The following is a 16,629-nucleotide window of genomic DNA, read 5'->3' on the forward strand; positions in this document are numbered from 1 at the left end:
TTTTGGGTTTGAGCTAGTTGCTAAAACTCCGCAGTTAGATTGAGTTTCTTAGGAGGACTTTCGCTATTAGACAGGGAATTCATTCCCTGGCGGACTCGCGGGCTGACTAACGGGCTGGGCGGGCTGACAGCTTAGGTTGACACGCCTTGGACACGGTGCGGTGTCCCTACCCCAAAATAATATTGTAATATTGTAGGGAAACAGCACGTGCAGTCTCCTGATTTCTTAAAAAACAGAATACCAAAATCCCCGACTTCTTGGAGAAGTCGGGGATTTAAGATACAAACATTTAGAGCATTTAGAGTAAAGCTGGTGACAGGATTTGAACCTGCGACAGGCTGATTACAAATCAGCTACTCTACCAACTGAGTTACACCAGCAGTGAAAATTAATATAGCAAACTTATAGTCATCAGCGCAACCCCCCCAGCCAACTTTTTTTTCAAATTCGCCCAAAACCCCTACCCGTAAGGGTAAAACCGGAATAGTCAGCCCACACCCCACTGCCAATTAAGGAATGAGAATTAAATAACTTCCACAAGATTGTGGGATGGGCGTCCCGCCCGTCCAAAAAGGACGGGCGGGACGCCCATCCCACAATAACAATTAAAATTGTAAGTTATTTAATTCGCGATCCTAACTAATCGCAGCGCCAAATCTTAATCGTCTGATCCGCACTGCCGCTGGCGAGCAAATTGCCCGAAGGTGCGATCGCCACCGAGTACACCGTACCCGAATGTCCCTTAAGACTGGTCAACAACTCCCCCGTCTGCAATTTCCAAATATTAATCGTATTATCATCGCACCCGCTAGCCAAAGTCAAACCGTCCCGACTGATAGCAACCGACTCGCCCCGACTCACATAATTCTGCAAAATATGCACCGCCTCATTCGTTCCTAAATTCGTTACACCCTTTCCCCTCCCAGAATTAGTATTTAAAATCCGCAACAAACTGCCCGTATGCAAATTCCGCAGCTTAATCGTATAATCATTGCTGACGCTAGCAAGAATCTGACCGTCGGGCGCGATCGCCACAGAATTCACCCCAACATTCAACCCCGAAAGAGTCCGCAGCAACTTGCCACTTTCCACATCCCAAACCTTACTCGTCGCATCCGAACTACCACTCGCCAATATTTTACCGTCCGGGCTAAAAACCACCGCATTCACATTGTCAGAATGACCCCTCAAAGTCCGCAGCAACTCACCACTCCGCAAATTCCACAGCTTAATCGTATTATCAGCCCCGCCGCAGCTAGCAATTACCAGGCCCTTCGGGTTAATCGCCACCGAATTCACCTCCATAGAATGTCCGGGAAAAGTACACAGCAAATCGCCGTTGTGCAAATTCCAAAACTTAATGGTTTCGTCCGAACTGCCGCTGACCAACATTTTTCCGTCATAGCTAATCGCAACCGAATTTACGCGATCGGAATGTCCCGTCAGAGTGCCAATTAATTCCGTGGTTTCTACATCCCAAATCTTAATAGTTTTATCCCAACTACCGCTAGCCAAAATTTTGCCGTCAGGGCTAATCGCCAGAGAATTCACAAACGATGAATGTCCCGGCAGCGTATATACACACCGCCATTTCTGATGTTTTAATTTGTGAGCTAATTCCTTCACCCGCTTAGCTGCCGCCTCAGCTTCCTGTCTGCGTTTGAGTTCAGCCTCCTCCAAACGCTGGCGTTCCGCCCTAGCTTTCGCCTCTCGCAGCGCCAGCCGCCGCATCTCTCCCTTATAGACTATTCGCTGCTGCTCCTGAATTTCTTTAAGAGTTTCAATATACGGTTTGGCCCAATCTTTAGAAAACCATTCCTGAGCAAATTCCGCCTCTAAATTAAATAGCTGAGGTTCGTGAGTAAAATCGATATTTAAATAATACAAATCAGCTAAAAAAGCCGCCAATAACTTGTGAATAGTCACAATTATTTGCCGAATAATCCGCAGGCTCAGCTTTCTATCTTTTCCCTCCGCCTCCAACTGGTGATAAACCTCTTCCCAATTCCAAGGCTGCATCGCCACTAGAGAAACGCTCTGATTGATGACTCCCCAAAAACCAACATGAAAATTAACTTCATAATCGCTGATATCGCTGTACAGTATAGCTGTCGGTACGGGAGACAACACAGTCTGCAACCGCTCCACATCTATATCAGAAATGGATTTTTTGAAATAGTCTCCGTAAAACTGAACCGGGCACAAATCTCCATGCGGGGGGTAGTGCTGGTTCAAAAAAGCTCTTAACTTAGCCGGCAGCTCGATATTCAGATTGTGGCGAAACGAATCCGGGCAATCTTGGCTAATTTTGGCGGGAGCAACTAACAGCAGCAATCGGTGCTGCTGTTGCTGCAAAATCTGTTCAGTTTCCTGCCTGCTCAAATTAGAAAACCAGTTGTCCTTGTCCCAAAGAGTTTGAATTTCGCTCAGCTTAACTCGAATTGCTTCTGATTGAAACTCCCGCATTAAGTCGCGGCAAAGTCGGCTAATTGCCCGCTTATCTCTTACTTCTTGTGCCTTAATTCGATTAGCCCGTTCTTCCTTTACCCTTTCTTCTGCGCTGGCGATCGCGATTAATTCTTGTTCTCTGGCCTGCTGCCGCTGCAAATATCTCACTTGTGCTTTAATCCAGCGGGGGTCTTTTTTGATTTGCTGGTTCAAAGCTGAAGAACCAGAGGGCTCAATTTCTGCATAGCGTTCGTTGACAGCGCTGGCTCCCAATCTTTCTCCCAATTCCGAGGCTACAGGCTTCAACAGTTCAATTAGGGTGTCTGAGACGGGGCGGGGTAAGGGCATACCAGTTAAAACTTTTTCTTACTTAAGGGCGATCGCGCGAGTCAGACATATCCCCCTGGGGCGGGGACTCTTGGCAGGGCTATTAGATTTGGGCGATCGGCCGATGCTATATGTAAGGCGAATCATGCAGGCGAATCGTGCAGCCGCGCCAGCTTAGCACCTTAACTTAATAATAATATTTATTTATACACTTTACATTTTACCCCGAATCTGACTCGAAAACACCGACGGAAAAGACTTCAGGATATGCGATCGACCCTGAGTTCCGCCAATTTGTTTTTTTTGTTGCCTTTTGACTCGCTCTTGTCTATAATCGTACTTCACAACCATAATTACGGTATTCCGACCTAAGAACCGTACTTTATCTAGAGGAACAAATATAATGATCCCGTGGCAACGCCTAACTCAACACCTTCACTGGCCACAACAGCCACCAGCCAGCACAAATCAATCATTGACGGCGCTGAAAAGATTTGTGTCGCTATTTTTAGTGGGAATAACTTTAAGTCTGGCCGTTGCATCCTGCGGCCAGGGAACCACCAACAACCCTGCAGCCACTCCAGGCGGTGCTACCCCAGCAGCTAACAAAGGCAACGTAGAATTAACCCTAGTATCCTTCGCCGTCACCAAAGCCGCCCACGAAGCCATACTTCCCAAATTCGTAGAACAATGGCAAAAAGAAAAAGGCCAAACCGTCACCTTCTACCCAAGCTACGGCGGTTCCGGTTCCCAAACTCGCGCCGTAATTGACGGTTTAGAAGCAGACATCGTACACCTAGCCCTCGCCCTCGACACTGCAAAAATCGAAAAAGCCGGACTCATTGAGCCCGGGTGGGAAAAAGAAGCCCCCAACGAAGGTATAGTCAGCAAATCCGTAGGAGCAATAGTCACCCGCGAAGGCAATCCCAAAGGCATCAAAACCTGGGAAGATTTAAGCAAAGACGGAGTAAAAGTGATTACTGCCGATCCTAAAACATCAGGCGTTGCCCGCTGGAATTTCCTCGCACTTTGGGGCTCGGTTGTTAAAACCGGAGGAGACGAAACCAAAGCATTAGACTTGACTACTAAAGTCTACAAAAACGTCCCCATCCTGACTAAAGATGCCCGCGAAGCCACCGATGTATTTTTCAAACAAGGCCAAGGCGACGCCTTAATTAATTACGAAAACGAGATTATCCTGGCGGGCGAGAAAGGCGAAAAACCGACTTATACTATTCCAGACGTGAATGTGTCGATCGACAATCCCATTGCCATTGTCGATAAAAACGTTGATAAACACGGTACTCGCGAAGTCGCCGAAGCATTTGTCAAGTTTCTGTACACCCCAGAAGCTCAGCGAGAATTTGCCAAAGCAGGCTTCCGCCCAGTAGATGCGACAGTAGCGGCGGAACCGGAATTTGCCCAAAAATATCCCCCCATCAAAACCCTATTTACAGCTCAAGACTTAGGAGGTTGGGGAGACATTCAGCAGAAATTCTTCGATGACGGAGCTGTTTTTGACAAAATTCAAGGTTCAATTAGACAGTAGTGGCCGGAGCGGGTTTACGAGTTGATTGGTTTTAGTCAATTATTTTTGGTAAAACCCGCCCCTACAGCAATTATTCTTTCCAACTCAAAACTATTGACTTATGGCTGGATCATCTGCAATCAGTAACCGTCAATCTCCGATCGAAAATATCAAAAGGGCGATCGGCAAAATAACATTACCTTGGGGAATCACCCTAGGCTATCTCAGCTTAATGCTATTGCTCCCAGTTGCAGCATTGCTGCTGAAAGCCAGCACAGCAAATCCCGCCGAATTTTGGAAAATTGCCACCAGTCCGATCGCCCTTTCCGCCTACGATGTCACCTTCTTTACGGCATTAATTGCGGCATTAATTAACGGAGTATTCGGCACATTAATTGCCTGGGTATTAGTCCGCTACGACTTTCCATTAAAACGGATTGTAGATGCAGTCGTCGATTTGCCTTTTGCACTACCTACCTCCGTCGCCGGTTTAACCCTCGCCACAGTTTACAGCGATAACGGCTGGATTGGTTCGCTTTTTGCACCTTTGGGAATCAAGATATCCTTTACTCGCTTGGGCGTAGGTATAGCGATGATATTTATTTCCTTGCCATTTATAGTTAGAACCGTACAGCCAGTTTTAAACGAGATGGAAAAAGAAATCGAAGAAGCAGCTTGGTGCTTAGGTGCTTCTCAATTTGAAACCTTCTGGCGGGTAGTTTTGCCACCGCTATTTCCGTCTATTTTAACCGGAGTAGCACTCGGATTTTCGCGAGCGGTTGGCGAGTACGGCTCTACTGTAATTGTAGCTTCTAACATACCGTTCAAAGATTTAATCGCTCCGGTTTTAATTTTCCAAAGGTTAGAACAGTACGACTATGCAGGAGCAACAGTTATCGGCACTGTCATGTTAGGTATTTCCCTGGCAATGCTGTTCGCAATTAATCTCTTACAAGCATGGAGAAGACGCTATGACGGCTAATATCAATTCACCCGCGGGTTACAAATTTCCGCCCGCAGGTTCTAGTCGGAGTCAGGAAAAAGCTTGGGTAAAACCAACTTTAATCGGAATTGCGATCGGCTATCTCGCTCTTGTCTTATTTATCCCCACGCTCAACGTTTTTTATCAAGCTTTCAGAAAGGGATTTGAGCCATTTCTTTCTAACTTAACCTCGCCAGATTTTCTGCACGCAGCGCAACTAACCCTGATAATTTCTCTGATAGTTGTGCCTATAAATACAGTATTCGGTTTGTGTGCTGCCTGGGTAATTGGTCGCAACAAATTTCGGGGGCGCACGCTATTAATCAGCCTTTTAGACGTGCCTTTTGCCATCTCTCCCGTAGTTGCAGGTTTAATGATTGTACTGCTTTACGGTCGGCTGGGATGGTTCGGGCCGTGGCTGGAGGCGGCAAATATTAGGGTTATTTTTGCCTTCCCTGGAATGGTGCTGGCTACTGCTTTTGTTACCTTGCCTTTTGTGGCCCGCGAAGTAATTCCTGTTTTGGAAGAAGTGGGAACCGATCAAGAAGAGGCTGCGAAAACTTTGGGAGCAAATGACTGGCAAATTTTCTGGAATGTCACGCTTCCGAGTATTCGCTGGGGATTGCTTTACGGAGTAATTTTGACCAATGCTAGAGCAATGGGAGAATTTGGAGCCGTCTCTGTGGTGTCGGGAAATATTGCTAAAAAAACGCAAACTTTGCCTTTGTTTGTAGAGGATGCTTACAAGCAGTACGCGACGCAAGCCGCATTTTCGGCGGCGGTAGTTCTAGGTCTTTTAGCAGTTGTTACTCTCGTGCTTAAGGAGATTTTAGAACGAAAAACTAGGATAAAAGAAGTTGAAGAATAGTCATTAGTCATTAGTCATTAGTCATTAGTCATTAGTCATTAGTCATTAGTCATTAGTCATTAGTCATTAGTCATTAGGGCTTTAGGGCGCGCGCTGTGAAGCTCATCCCTCAAACCAGTCATTAGTATGGTGCGGCGCTATCGACCATCTACTTGGAAGCTGGAAAATCTCACAGCGACCCACCCTACAAGATATTGGTGCAAAGTGTAAACTGAAACAAAAATTAGGAGTCCCAAATGTTAGCTCACAACACTAGCGAATCTGAATTTGAGGCGATCGACAATTTTCACAGAACCCAAGAATCAGATATTCCCCACTCTGATAGTGGTGACAGCAGACCAACTCAAACCCGCATTCGCATTCGTGTTCCTAAAGAATACCATCAGGAACCTGTGATTTCTAACCTGATTTCTGAATACGGTTTGACTGTGAATTTTAATGCCGCTTTGTTGGGTGTTAAAACTTTAGATGACGGTTGGTTTGACTTGGAACTGAACGGTACAAGTAAACAGATTGAAACGGCTCTGATGTATCTCAATGATTTAGATGTGGAAATCTGGAGCAATTCCAATAATCCCGATGAAGAAACTTGGTAATTAGTGAGTATTGGATGCCCAAATGGAAGAGGAGTTAATATTCTGGACGGTCACGCCAAATTTTCTTTCCTCTTCCCGATCTATTGAGTATAATAGTCTCCAGAAATATTAGTCATGAGTCAGTATTCATCAGTCCTATCTATTCCTCTAAAATAACTGTTCTAACTTTGGGAGTCAGGAATGCAAGTCCTCTGAGTTTTCTGAGGACTTGCATTGGGAGCATCTCAGTTTTGTAAAAAGCATTTTTTTTATTGTAGTGCGAGCGTCCACGCTCGCGTATTGTACAATACGCGAGCGGGGACGCTCGCACTGTACATGCCAAACTGAGATGCTCCCCTTGCATTCCTGCCTCCACACAAATTGGATTGCGGTTGTTCGATCGCACATACCGATAATTCAGCAGCTAACAACTACCAAATAACACCAGCTTACAGCTAATAACCGTGACTGATGACTCTTGATTAACAAATATCGATCGCCATCGGTTCATTATTCGCTTGACAATTTTTATAATATCGGGTATTTAATCCATCTCTGGCATATCAATACACAGCGCCCAAGTCTTCTCCAACATTGTTGTAACAGCCGGAACAATATCCCCTTTAAAACTTCTAAACAATCAAACTAACTCAGTTAGGCTAGGGGTGCATATAAAAACGTTTTTGTCAATATTCAATTTAGGTGAAAGTTAGGTTAGGTGACAGTTAGGGGCGATCCTCTTCTGCAAGCTTCGCCAACGACTCTCATCCGCGCTGGAAAAAGCTCGATCGCTGCTGCGGTTGGTTTGTGATATGAATTTGATGTGTGCGTGTACCAGGAGAATTTGAACGTGGAACTCTATAAAGAACGGAAACACCAGATAGTTTTTGCAGATTCACAAGTTAAAGATTGCGAAAGTTTAACAGAAACGGTCAATCCCGATACAGAAATTGTTATTCTGAAAGCCGATCGCGACGGCATCGAGCAAATCGCCGAAACACTTAAACAGCGGAAAAACATTGCAGCCGTCCACATTTTGTCTCACGGCGCAGCAGCCAGCTTGCAACTGGGAGCAACAGAACTAAATCTGTGCAACATTGAAAGCTACCGCAATTATTTAGAAACATGGTTTGCTTTGCCAGCAGCCGAAACAAACTCTAACTCTGCAATTACAGCTAAACCGGAAATTCTACTTTACGGTTGCAACGTCGCCGCCACAGAAGCAGGTGTGGCTTTCGTGGAAAGGCTGAGCCAGCTCACCGGGGCAAATATTGCCGCTTCCGATAACTTGACCGGTAGTGCTGCGTTGGGGGGAGACTGGAAACTCGAAGTAACTACCGGCCACATAGAAACACCTTTGGCATTTTCGGCTGAGGCGAGGGAAGCTTACAGTGGCGTACTGGCTGACTTGAACCAAAGGACTGGCGACTTTAACGGACTGGTAAATGCCATCAATGTTGCCAACATCAACAGTGGCATTGACACGATCACTCTCACTGCCGATATTACCCTCGCAGGGCAATTGCCGAGAATTACCGACACCACCACTATTGTTGGCGGTGGTTTCAAGATCAGCGGCAATAACAACCGTGCCTTCGTAGTTGATAACACAACCTTTAACATCTCAAACCTCACCATTGATTCCGCAAAAGCAGTAGGCAACGCAGGAACCACCGGTGGTGGTGGCGCTGCGGGCTTAGGTGGCGCACTTTTTATCAACAACGGTACAGTCACAGTTGACAGAGTTACTTTTTCTAATAACTCTGCCGTTGGCGGTGCAGGTGCGGCGGGGAACGGTGGCAAGGGTGGTAACGCGGATTTGGCTACTGTTTTTCGAGGCACACCCGGTGGAAATGGAGCAAATGGCCGCGACGGTCGTCCTAGCTTCGGCCTAAATGGAGAAAATGGCGAACCGGGTACTGCCGGTGGAGCTGGCAGTCCTGCCGGTAATGGTGGTACAGGTGGTAATGGTGGTACAGGTATTGCAACTTTCTCTGGCGGTACTGGCGGTACTGGCGGTACTGGCGGCATTGGTAGCGTTGTCGGTAGTGGCGGCGGTGGTGGCGGTGCCGGTGGCAATGGCGGTGCTGGCGGTGGTGGTACTCAAGGTAATGGTGGCAATGGCGGTGCTGGCGGTGCTGGCACCTTTGGTGGCGGCGGTGGTGCTGGCGGTACTTTTGGTACAGGTGCGGCGCCTGGTGCTATCGGCGCTGGCGGCACTGGCGGCTTCGGCGGCGGTGGCGGTAGTGGCAATGGTGCAAGCGCAGGGGGCACTTTTGGCGGTGCAGGTGCTACTGCTGGTGGCGGCGGTGCAGGTTTAGGCGGCGCGATTTTTGTTGGCGGCGGCACTTTGACCATGACCAACAGCACCTTATATAGCAACACAGTTACGGGTGGCGATGCTGGTAATGTTGCCGCAGGTGCCGGTCAAGCTGCTGGTGGCGCGATTTTTGTCAACTTAGGTGCTACCGCTACTCTGACCAATAATACGATCGCCTATAACACTTCCACAGCCGCCACAGTTGGCATACCGGCTAGTCTGATTGCTAATGCCGGAGGAATTTACAACAACGGCGGTACAGTTACAGTCAAAAACACGATCGTTGCTGGCAACGTTGCTACTACCGACACAGATGTTACAGGGGCATTCACAGGAAATAACAACCTAATTGGGGTTCTCGGCAGTAGCACTGGTTTCACAGCTCAGGCATTAGCGGTTCCTTTGGCAAATGTATTAGCTCCAGCCGCCTCTGCCGGACTCAACGGTGCAACTACCGGCCCGTTCACCATTGCCCTAGTTGACAACAGCCCCGTCACTACCAGCAGCAACCCTGCAATTGGTGGGGGCGACCCGACAATAACGGCAGTGGGCGCTACAGCTTTTGACCAACGAGGTACCGGCTTTCCTCGAAAAATTGACAATACTCTTGTCAGCAAACCGAATATTGACATCGGTGCTTACGAGTACGGGCCCGTGGTCAGGGGTCAGAAATTCAACGACGTTAACGGTGACGGCGTTCAGCAGGCGGCCACTGAACCAGGTCTTCCGGGCTGGGTGATTTCTGTAGGCACAAAAAACGCTACCACCGCAGCCGACGGCACCTACACGATCCCGGACGTAAAAACAGCTACTCCGATTACAGAAGCCCCGCCCGCTGGAACGCCTGCGACCGATTGGGTACAGACTCTCGGCCCGACTCCCGCTTCTACAGGTGTAATTGATGTTACTGGTGCCAACTTTGGCAACTTCAAAAAAACATCGATCGCGGGCAAAACCTACACCGATCTCGCGGGCAACGCCGTTTTAGATGCCACCGACACCACATTAAACGGCGTCACGGTCACTTTATACAAAGACACCAACAACAACAACACGCTAGAAGTCGGCACAGATACGGTTGTGGGCGCGCCGGTAACTACTGCGGGAGCTGGAGATTACCTGTTCTCGGATATAGGCCCCGGCAATTACCTGATACAAGCCACTGCCCCAGCCAACTCCACTATCTCTTTCCCCGCTGCCGCACTTCCCGTTACCGCCCTAAGCGGTACTGCCGTCACCGGTCAAAACTTCGGCGTTTTCCAAAACATCACCGTTAGTGGCACCAAATTCACCGACCTCACAGGTAATAGCTTCTCTGCTGACGACACCCCCCTCAACGGCACTACCGTTCGCTTGTTCAAAGATACTAACAATAACAGCACTTTAGATAGCGGTGACACGGAAATCGCCTCTCAAGTTACCGGCACAGCGCCAGCAGCGCCTGGAACGTATAGCTTTGCCAACGTTGGCAGCGGTCGGCACTTTGTGAGAGAAGACGTGCCGACTGGTTTCTCACAAACCGCCGGCCCGACTTTTTATCCAATTAACCCGGTCAGCGGCACAAACATTACGGCTCAAAACTTCGGCAACTTCCAACTAGGCAAAATCAGCGGGATCAAATTTAACGACCTCAACAAAAATGGCATCCAAGATGCGCCAGCAGAACAACCCCTAGGAGGCTGGACAATCTACCTGGATGCCAACGACAGCGGCAGCCAAGATGCAGTACCAGGAGAAACTGGCACCAACGCCACCGTCACCGATGTCGCCGGTAAGTACCAGTTCACCAACCTGCCAGCCGGCACTTATACAGTGCGGGAAGTGCCACAAACCGGCTGGACGCAAACTCTACCCCCTGTCAATCCAGCCAGGCCTACTCTTCCCGGCGCGTTTACGATCGCCGTCACCAGCGGCACCGACTCCCAAAACAACAACTTCGGCAACTTCAAGCCCAACTCGATTAGTGGTCTGAAGTTCAATGACCTCAACACAAATGGCATCCAAGATGCGCCAGCAGAAACAGGACTACCCAACTGGCGATTCTTCCTCGATACCAACGATAACGGTACTCTCGACACTGGGGAACCGAACACTCTCACCGATGCCACCGGCAACTACAAATTCCTCGATTTGTCAGCCGGAACCTATAAGGTGCGGGAAGTCTTGCAGCCTACTTGGACGCAAACTACCTCCGACCCGGCGGACATCACTGTCACCAGCGGTCAAGACATCGCTAATATCAACTTCGGCAACTTCCAGTCGAGCACTATCAGCGGTCAAAAATTCAATGACCTCAACAACAACGGCGTTAAGGATGCCGGAGAATTGGGGCTAGCTAACTGGCAAATATTCCTCGACAGTATCAATCCGGCTGAATCGTTTCAGCAGGGCGAACCGACTACCATCACTGATGCAGCGGGCAACTACACTCTCCGAGATATACCTGCAGGCACTTACAGGGTAAGGGAAGTCCAGCAAAACGGCTGGACGCAGACGACCCCCAACCCCGCTCCCGTTACGGTTAATCCCTCGGATAACATCACGGGCATTGACTTCGGCAACTTCCTGCCCCAACCCGGGGCGATCCGAGGTCTGAAGTTCCAAGACACCAACAACAATGGCACTCAGGATGCTGGAGAACCGGGTTTAGCCAATTTCCAAATTCAGTTAACCACTGTCGTAGCTGGAACTGCTCCTGCTCCTGTTACTACTACCACAGACAACAGTGGCAACTACCTGTTCGCGAACCTAACGCCGGGAACCTACCGTGTCAGGGAAGTCAACCAAACTGGGTTTACCCAAAGCACACCCGATCCCGCCGACATCGCCCTAACTTCAGGCGCTATTGTTACGGGCATCAACTTCGGGAACTTCCCAGCGCCGCCGCCGCCGACGCCGACTCCGACGCCGACGCCGACGCCGACTCCGACTCCGCCACCAGTGCCACTGCCACCTGTACCGACGCCGACGCCTGCACCTGCGCCGACGCCTGCACCTGCGCCGACGCCGACACCTGCACCTGCACCGACGCCGACACCTGCACCTGTACCGACGCCGACACCTGCACCTGTACCGACGCCGACACCTACACCTGTACCGACGCCGACACCTACACCTGTAACGACAGATTTGGTTTGCCCTGAGAACTTCCCCAGGATAGCTACTCCCACTGAACCAGGTACTCCGACCGCGGGTAATGTGATCAATGGCCCTAACGGCGACGATACGATCGTGGGTAGTGCCGGCAGTGACTCTATCTTCGGGTTGATCGGCAACGATTTGATCTTTGGTCGAGGGGGCGGCGACTACATCAATGGCAATATAGCCAACGATACTCTCTACGGAGGCATCGAGAGCGATACTCTCTTCGGTGGTAAAGGGTTTGACCTGATTTTTGGCGATCGCGGTAACGATACGATTTTTGGCAATCGCGGCAACGACTCTCTTTCTGGCGACGAAGGCAATGACTTATTGTACGGGGGCAAAGCCGATGACGTAATTTTGGGAGGCGCTGGCGACGACGTGCTATTTGGCGATCAAGGCAATGACACTCTCTGCGGCGACGACGGTAACAATACCTTAATTGGGGGCAGCGGTGATGATTTGCTCTTTGGTGGCACCGGCGATAACTTGCTCTTTGGTGGCATTGGCAGCGATACCCTCGTCGGTGGCAGTGGCAGCGATGGTTTTGTCTTGTCAGCGGGCGGAGGAATTGACACGATTTTCAACTTCACCGCAGGAGTTGATTCGATCGAGTTGGTGGGAGGCTTGGACTTCAATCAACTGTCGTTAACCGAAACTAATGGCTCGACGGCGATCGGAATCGCCAACAGCGACCAGATTTTGGCTATACTGAGGGGCGTACAGCCGAGCCAGTTATCGGCTCAGAGTTTTAACTTGCTGGTTTAGTCTGCAGATAAAAGTTTCGAGAGTCAGCCAAAGAAGGGGAACGAATTCCGTTCCCCTTCTTTTGTCAAATTTGTTCGAGATACTTGAGCAAGTCGGCCATTTCTTGCGGACTCGGTTGAAACTGGGGCATTGGTGGGGTTTGCCCGCTGGTGACTTGCCGGATCAGATCCAATTCGGATTTGCGCTCGGACACTCCGTGCAAGTTGGGCCCGACTTGACTGTCGGAAACGGAGATGTGACACCCCGCACAGTTCATTTGAAAGATGGCGGAACCCTGAAACGGGTTGCCCGTGAGGGATAGTACGCTTTTGACGTAAGGATCGGCGACTTGAAATTGACGTATTGTGATAATCGCCAACATGATGGCAAGCAACACCGCGATCGCAAATATGGCAAGTCGCTCGATCGGGTTTTTAATTTCATTCCTGGCAAGTTGGTTATTCAAAGGAGTTCAATTAAAAATAGTATCTACAAGAAAATTTATTTCTCATAACATAGCTTAATCGTTCGCAGCGGGGAGAGCAAGGTCTGATACTCCCGGAAGGGCGCTTTTTGGAAAATTCATCTGTGTAAGTGCTGGTAATATTAAAAATAGGTTGTTAAATCTTAACGTTAAGGAGCTCTCATGGTAGAACCGCTGCTTTCAGGTATTGTTCTGGGTCTAATCTTTGTTACTCTGGCGGGGCTGTTTTTTGCTGCTTATCAGCAGTACAAGCGCGGCGATCAGTTGGGTATCAATAAGTAAAAGGCTTGTAGGGGCGGTGCCTTGAGTGCCCGCCCTGCCTTGAGTGCCCCCCGAATCATCCGTGTATCCGTGTCCAAATCCGTGTTGTGCTGTTCGCCTTTGTTTGTTAAAGATATCGATCGAGAATAGCAGCAGTTTCCAGCCCTGTTTTTTCCCAGCTAAATTGTTTTGCTCTCGCTAAACCGAGATCCCGCAAGTGCGATCGAACTTTGGCATCGACTGCAAGCTGGTGCATAGCAGAGGCAATTTCCTCGACGCTGTAGGGGTTGACTAATAAGGCGCCGTCCCCCGCCACTTCTGGCATTGAAGACAGGTTAGATGTGATGACAGGAGTGCCACAGGCCATTGCTTCGAGCACGGGGAGGCCGAATCCTTCCCAAAGACTGGGAAAAACCAGGGCGATCGCTTGGTTGATGACTTTGGGCAAGTCGGCCGCGGGGAGGTAATCTAAGAATTTTACTCGATCGACCAATCCCAATTCTTGAACCTGCGCCTTCAGCAGCGGTGTATAGCGTTTGTCTTCCGAACCTGCTATCCACAATTCGTACTCGGAATTATGTTCCAAAGCAGCAAATGCTGCTACAACTCGCTGCACGTTTTTATAAGGATTGTGGCGGCCGATATAAAGAAAATAATTGCTTGTTGGTAAGTCTAGAAAACGGAAAAAACTGGTGTCATATCCGGGGAAAATTGGCGTAATTAAATTAGTAGGAATCTTGCAAAAATTAGCGATATCTTTGGCAGTTGATTCAGAGTCACAAATGACGTGTTGAGCCTGCCGCAGCACTTGGGGAATGTAGTAGCGGTGGTAAGGTGTCAGAGGATCGAAGCGGCGGGGAAATCGCAGCGCTATCAAGTCATGTACTGTAATTATATAGCGGCAACCTGCAAATAGAGGAGCTTCGGGAATTGGGGAAAATAACAGGTTAGATTTTAGCTGTTGGTAAATTTTGGGGAGTTGGGTTTGTGTCCACAGCAATCGGTTGATGTGGCCTTTAATTCCTTGTTCGGGTGTTAGGTTGGCGGGAATTTGGTAGCAGTTGTTATTGGGAAATTTTTCGGCTGTTAGTAATGTTGGGTTGAGGGATTTTAGGTGGGGAAATAGGTTTTTGGCGTAGATTGCTAAGCCAGTTGGTTTGGAAATTAGGAAGGAGAGGTTGATGAGCAGGTTGGATTGGGGATTGGGCATGGGATAATATGTAGATTGCGGTTTTTTGGTGGGATTTTTTTATTTAACCTGAGATATTGCACCATTCTCCATGAGCTTTTTAGGAACAGGCAAGATGCCTGTTCCACAATAAAATTTATCTTTTGTGGAACAGGCATCTTGCCTGTTGCTGACAAGGGTGTAAGATGTGAGTTTAACCGCAGATGGCGCAGAAAGGAAGAGAGGGAAGATTTACAGATATTGCTGTAAGATGTTGGCGGTTGCTTTTCCGGTTTTGTGCCAGCTAAATTGAGATGATCTGGCTAAACTAGCAGTTTTTAAGTTCGATCGCACTTTTGAATCTGTGGCTACTGTTTGCATGGCTTCGGCTATTTCTGGGACGCTGTAAGGATTGACTAATAATGCGGCATCTCCGGCTACTTCTGGCATTGATGACAGGTTGGATGTGATGACTGGTGTGCCGCAAGCCATTGCTTCTAAAATTGGTAAGCCGAATCCTTCCCAAAGTGTAGGGAAAACTAGGGCGATCGCCTGATTCATCAGTACGGGCAATTGAGAATAGGGAACGTAACCGAGAAACTTTACCAAAGATTGTAAACCTAATTCTTCAACTTGTGCTGTCAACTGCGGTGTGTAGGCATTGGGAGGCCCTGCTAGCCACAATTCGTAATTTGCGCGATCGGGTAAACTCGCAAATGCAGCAATTAATCTTTCCAAGTTTTTGTAAGGATCGTGTCTGCCGGTATAAAGAAAATAATTTTTGGCTGGCAAGTCGAGATATCTAAAATTAATATTATCGCAAGCTAGGGGAATTGCGCTCATTTTCTTAGACGGAATATGGAAAAATTTAGCAACATCTGCCGCCGTTGCTTGAGAATCGCAAATAATGTGTTCTGCTTGCCGCAAAACCTGCGGTATATAGTAGCGGAAATAAGCTGTTAATCGAGAAAACCGTTGGGGAAACCGCAAAGGAATTAAATCGTGAACTGTGACGATGTAGCGGCAGCCGGAATACAAAGGTGCTTCGGGAATGGGGGAAAATATCAGGCTTGACTGCAATTTTTTGTATATTTTAGGTAACTCAAATTGAGTCCACAGCAGCCTGTTAATTTGTCCTTTCGGCCCTCGATCCGGAGTCAGAGTTTCTGGGATTTGATAGCAAGTATAATTGTTAATTTGCTGGGAAGTCAGTAATGTGGGTTCTAGCGGTTCCAGTTGCGGGAAAAGATTAGCTGCATAAGTCCCGATTCCAGTTGGTTCGGGTGTTAAGAAGGACAAATTGATTAACAGTGAATTAGACATGATTTTATAGAACAGAATTTATCCCAATTGTAGGGGCGGGTTTTACCAACAATAATTGCCTCAAACCCATAATCTCCTAAACCCGCCCCCACCCAACCAAAATTTATCCCAATTGTAGGGGCGGGTTTTACCAACAATAATTGCCTCAAACCCATAATTTCCTAAACCCGCCCCCACCCAACCAAAATTTATCCCAATTGTAGGGGCGGGTTTTACCAACAATAATTGCCAAAAACCCATAATCTCCTAAACCCGCCCACCCAACGAACAATGAAAATGTACATTTTTCTGGTTGCACAGAAGTCAGATTTGATGTTAGTTATTGGCGGTGTACGGGCGGGTTTATATAAATTGTTTGTAATCATTAAATATTGTTGGTAAAACCCGCCCCTTGTATCTTAAAGGAGTCAGTAGATCGCCACGTCATGGATTCGATCGAGCCGACTTTCAGGCGATC

At 48.3% G+C, this 16,629-nt stretch carries 10 protein-coding genes and 1 tRNA gene; 6 read left to right on the plus strand and 5 right to left on the minus strand.

What is annotated here, in order from left to right; translation table 11 throughout:
- Window positions 1–307 precede the first annotated feature (307 nt).
- Together QT992_RS30940 and QT992_RS30945 are read right to left on the minus strand one after the other, a co-directional pair.
- Window positions 308–380: transfer RNA gene (locus QT992_RS30940), tRNA-Thr, on the minus strand.
- 259 nt (window positions 381–639) lie between these two features.
- Complete coding sequence (locus QT992_RS30945) at window positions 640–2,796, minus strand: WD40 domain-containing protein (protein ID WP_333342167.1); 2,157 nt, start codon at window positions 2,794–2,796, stop codon at window positions 640–642.
- 382 nt (window positions 2,797–3,178) lie between these two features.
- On the opposite strand from QT992_RS30945, the gene QT992_RS30950 reads away from it, so the two are divergent.
- The 5 genes from QT992_RS30950 to QT992_RS30970 all read left to right on the plus strand — a co-directional run bounded on the left by QT992_RS30950 (window position 3,179) and on the right by QT992_RS30970 (window position 12,957).
- Window positions 3,179–4,324 carry a sulfate ABC transporter substrate-binding protein gene (locus QT992_RS30950; RefSeq protein ID WP_333342169.1) on the plus strand — a complete coding sequence of 382 codons (1,146 nt, stop codon included), beginning with the start codon at window positions 3,179–3,181 and terminating at the stop codon, window positions 4,322–4,324.
- Between the two features lie 100 nt (window positions 4,325–4,424).
- Entirely contained in the window at window positions 4,425–5,285 is an 861-nt protein-coding gene (cysT, locus tag QT992_RS30955) for a sulfate ABC transporter permease subunit CysT (protein ID WP_333342171.1), read from the plus strand.
- On the plus strand, window positions 5,275–6,153 hold the full coding sequence (gene cysW / locus QT992_RS30960) for a sulfate ABC transporter permease subunit CysW (protein ID WP_333321929.1): 879 nt from the start codon (window positions 5,275–5,277) through the stop codon (window positions 6,151–6,153). Before cysT ends, cysW begins: the two co-directional genes overlap by 11 nt.
- Window positions 6,154–6,389: 236 nt before the next feature.
- The gene (locus QT992_RS30965) at window positions 6,390–6,749 is read left to right on the plus strand and encodes an NIL domain-containing protein (protein ID WP_333342173.1); all 360 of its coding nucleotides are present in this window, start codon (window positions 6,390–6,392) and stop codon (window positions 6,747–6,749) included.
- A gap of 829 nt (window positions 6,750–7,578) precedes the next feature.
- Window positions 7,579–12,957, plus strand: coding sequence for an SdrD B-like domain-containing protein (locus tag QT992_RS30970; protein WP_333342175.1), 5,379 nt, complete (start codon window positions 7,579–7,581; stop codon window positions 12,955–12,957).
- Window positions 12,958–13,021: 64 nt separating this feature from the next.
- On the opposite strand, the gene QT992_RS30975 is transcribed toward QT992_RS30970, so the two are convergent.
- Entirely contained in the window at window positions 13,022–13,402 is a 381-nt protein-coding gene (locus tag QT992_RS30975; protein ID WP_333321925.1) for a cytochrome c, read from the minus strand.
- 180 nt (window positions 13,403–13,582) lie between these two features.
- On the opposite strand from QT992_RS30975, the gene petG reads away from it, so the two are divergent.
- Window positions 13,583–13,702 carry a cytochrome b6-f complex subunit V gene (petG, locus tag QT992_RS30980; protein WP_006632329.1) on the plus strand — a complete coding sequence of 40 codons (120 nt, stop codon included), beginning with the start codon at window positions 13,583–13,585 and terminating at the stop codon, window positions 13,700–13,702.
- 106 nt (window positions 13,703–13,808) lie between these two features.
- Here the strand turns inward: petG and QT992_RS30985 are convergent, their stop codons facing one another.
- Together QT992_RS30985 and QT992_RS30990 are read right to left on the minus strand one after the other, a co-directional pair.
- Window positions 13,809–14,891 (minus strand): glycosyltransferase family 1 protein, encoded by a 1,083-nt coding sequence (locus tag QT992_RS30985; RefSeq protein WP_333342177.1) that lies wholly within the window; start codon window positions 14,889–14,891, stop codon window positions 13,809–13,811.
- A gap of 210 nt (window positions 14,892–15,101) precedes the next feature.
- Window positions 15,102–16,172, minus strand: coding sequence for a glycosyltransferase family 1 protein (locus tag QT992_RS30990; protein ID WP_333342179.1), 1,071 nt, complete (start codon window positions 16,170–16,172; stop codon window positions 15,102–15,104).
- Window positions 16,173–16,629: the final 457 nt, after the last annotated feature.

The organism is Microcoleus sp. T3_D1, assembly GCF_036700405.1.
Classification (GTDB): domain Bacteria; phylum Cyanobacteriota; class Cyanobacteriia; order Cyanobacteriales; family Microcoleaceae; genus Microcoleus.